A 3596-nucleotide genomic window follows, 5' to 3' on the forward strand; every position below is an offset into this window, starting at 1 on the left:
CTTTTATTAGGTGAAGTAGGTAAAGATATGATGAACTCAGAAATACCTAACAACCAAGGATTATATATAGGAAAAGTATTAGAACATAATAAAAGAAGTAAAAGACTTAAAATAATGCTTGAAAACACTCTTAAAAAAGGTGACGGTATAAATCTTGGTGGAGGAACTATAGGAAGAATTTTAAAAAATGGAGATATACATACTATAGGAAACGCTGGAGAAGTTATAGAGTTAGATTTTGTTGGAGAAGCCAAAAGAGGACAAGTAGTATTTAAAACCTCAGATAGTGAATTAATGGATAGAGTACAAGGTACTTTTAAGCAAGACAAAGAGCTTGTTAAAAATGAGATAGATGCTAAAATAACTATAAAATTAGGACAAAATCCTATACTTACATTAAACGATAAAAAAGGAAACACAGCTACCATAGAAGGAGATAAAATTGTAGAACCTGCAATGAAGGTTGCACTAAGTAAAGAAAAAATTGAAACGCAATTTCAAAAGCTTGGGAATACTCCTTATATACTGACTAGCTTAGAGATAATACTAGATGAAAATGCTAGTATACCTGTAAGTATCTTAAATCAAATGAGAAGAGATTGTATAGAACTTTTAGATGAAGATAGAATTAAAATAAAAAATAGAAATTACAAAAATAAAAAAGTAAAATATAGCCCAGAAAAAGTAAGTAGAGAAGAATCACAAAAAATAGCAGTTAAAGTTAAAAACTTAGAACAACTAGAAAGTGCTCTAAAGTGTGGTGTAGATTTAGCTTATTACGAAGATGTTACAACTCTTGAAGAAGCTTTAAAAATTGGTATGAAATACAGTACTAAAGTAGCATATTCTGCACCTAGAATAATTAGAAACAAAGAATACAAACAACTAGAAAAAGCAAGAAATACAGGTGTAAACTCTGTACAAGTTGGTACTTGGGGAGCACTAGATTACTTCAAAGATAAAGAGTTAAGTATAGATTATTATTTAAATGCATTTAATAGTGAAACTATAAATCACTTTAAAGAATTTGGAGCAAATAATCTTTGTGTATCTCAAGAATTAAACATCTACGAAATAAAAGAAACTTTAAAATATACAGACATGAATATAGAAGCAGTTGTATATGGATATACACCTCTTATGGTAACAGAATACTGTCCAATGGGTGTTTTAGTTCGTGACTGTAAAAAAGATAAAAGAGCAGCTAAATGTAAAGAAAGTACTTATGTACTAAAAGATTTTAAAGATGAACAGTATAGATTATCACAAGATATATTCTGTAGAACTACAATATATAATTCTAAAGTAACTTGTATGTTAGATAATTTATATGAGTTAGATGAAATAGGAATAAACATATTCAGATTAGACTTTACTTTAGAAAATGGTGAAACTATTGAAGAAGTAATAGAAGCTTATAAAGAGGTATTAAATAACAATTATAAACTAGGAATAAAGGCCACTAAACTTTACAATAAGTTAGATGAATCAGGGGTAAGCGCAGGTCATTATTACAGAGGTGTAGAGTAGTTTATAATTACAAGGTAAGCTGCTTTAATTGACTAGAATAGATAAATATGATATTATTTCATAATGAAAGTATAAAAATGCTCTGGGTATTAAAAGTATCCAGAGCATTTTAAATTTTAAGCAACGGATGTAATTAAAGCGAGATACATGTGTTTATTAGATAAAGTATTTTGTTAAAATATAATTAAAGTAAATCCAATTTTAAGTGTCGGACATAATGAATATGAAAGTGAGATTGATAATATGATTAGAAAAAAAATATTTAACGGAAAAAGATTAAAATCCGCTAGAATGTATAGAGGAATGACAATAGATTCATTAGCATTAGAAAGTAAAATAAACAAAAAAGATATACTTGCTTTTGAAGAAGAAAAATATAAGCCAGTACCAGAAAATGAAATGAAATTGGCAAATGCTTTAAAGTTTCCAAAGGAGTATTTTCTTCAAAAAGATATTATAAAAGTAGTAGTTGAAAATACTCATATAAGACCAGAATCACCAATTCCAAGAGTTGAAGAAATATCTTACAAAGAAAAGTTAGTTATGACTCATAAACTAATATCTTTTATAGAAGGATATATTAGATTACCGGAAATGAACTTACCAGATAATTTACGTGGTTGTGATGATATAGAAGAGTTAGCAACTAGAGTAAGAAGACACTGGGATTTAGGAGATGGAATCATAGGAAATATGGTTACTCTAATGGAAGTGAATGGTATAGCTATATCAGGCATGAATGTGGATAAAAGAGGAGCAGTATCGTTTACTCAAAAACAAAGTATCGATAAAAATAGTAGATACTTCGTAGCTCTAGGAAATGATAGAAAATCAGCTTCAATAAGAAACTTTGACTTAGCTTATGAGTTAGCATATATAGTATCTGTAGAAGCTGGAATACCAGCAAAGAAATTCTCTAAGGATGAATTTGCATGTGCATTTTTATTACCAAAAGAAACTTTCTTCGAGGATTTAAAAGATGTAAATGAATTAGAAGACTATGTAGCACTTAAGAAAAAGTGGATAGTTCCAGTATCAGCAATGGTACTAAGAGCTTATCAAATAGGAGTTATTAACTATAAAAAGTACATGTATCTGAATAGAGAAATGGAAAAGCAAGGTTGGCTTACTAAAGAACCATTAGATGATAATATAAAATCAACAAGCCCAGCTTTATTAAGAAAGTCTGTGGAAATGTTAATAAGTAATGACATAATGAGTGAGGCTACATTAGTGGATAACTTAGCTAATTGTGGATTAAGTTTATATCCAGAAGATATAGAAAACTTATTAGAGTTAAAAGATAAAATGTTATCACCAAAAGGTAATGGTAGAAAAGATAATGTTACTAAAGTAAACTTTAAAAAGAAAAAGTAAAAATATGTTTAGTTGGTATTTAATATAGGGCTCGCTCGAGGCCGTTTATATAAGCCTTCCTCCAAGCAGGCAAGCTGCAATGTCGGTGCGGCTTATATAAACGACCTCTTCGCTAATTAGCTCTATATTAAATATATCAACTAAAGATATTGTTAGGAAAAATAAAAATGCTTAAAAAATTAATATATTAGCATTTATTTAATTTTTTGCTATCAGAGAATAATAAATATAAAGATCTTAGCGCTTATCTTTTCAGGATGTAGCGTTTTTTTGTTTGTTATAAATTAGTTTCTGTTAAGCTGTAATTCATGTAGCTTTTACTGTACTTTAGGCACAATACTTGATACCTAATTGAGCTAAAGTATATAATTGAATTAAATAAAACAAATAAAAAGGAAAGTGAAAATGTTAAAAATAGCTATTATTCTACATTTGATATTATATTCTTAGATATAGACATGACAGGTATGAATGGAATTGAAACTGCTAAAAAAATAAGAGAAGAAGATAAAACAGTAAAAATAGTATATGTAACAAATTATACTGATTACCTTATGGTGCTACAATAGAAGGAAATTGGGAAGTCAATTTAGACATAAAAGGAAAAGATTTAGTCAATACTTCGAAATCTTATGAAATAAATAAAACTATAGATTTCCCACAACAAGGAGAAAATGCAAAACTAGAAT

Annotated in this window: 3 protein-coding genes; all 3 read left to right on the top strand. The window is 28.2% G+C overall.

What is annotated here, in order from left to right:
* A partial coding sequence (locus tag ACRC03_RS02645) for a DUF3656 domain-containing U32 family peptidase (RefSeq protein ID WP_438651002.1) occupies positions 1-1530 on the top strand: 1530 nt, incomplete at its 5' end.
* Positions 1531-1773: 243 nt separating this feature from the next.
* A complete protein-coding gene (locus ACRC03_RS02650; RefSeq protein ID WP_438651003.1) occupies positions 1774-2907 on the top strand; it encodes an XRE family transcriptional regulator in 1134 nt (377 codons plus the stop codon).
* A 368-nt stretch (positions 2908-3275) separates the two neighbouring features.
* Positions 3276-3476 carry a response regulator gene (locus ACRC03_RS02655; RefSeq protein ID WP_438651004.1) on the top strand — a complete coding sequence of 67 codons (201 nt, stop codon included), beginning with the start codon at positions 3276-3278 and terminating at the stop codon, positions 3474-3476.
* Positions 3477-3596 lie beyond the last annotated feature (120 nt).

This window comes from Romboutsia sp. (assembly GCF_051659545.1).
GTDB lineage: Bacteria > Bacillota > Clostridia > Peptostreptococcales > Peptostreptococcaceae > JBOFOR01.

Coding starts and splice junctions, on each gene's coding strand:
- ACRC03_RS02650 (WP_438651003.1), top strand. CDS start 1,774: ATGATTAGAAAAAAAATATTTAACGGAAAAAGATTAAAATCCGCTAGA.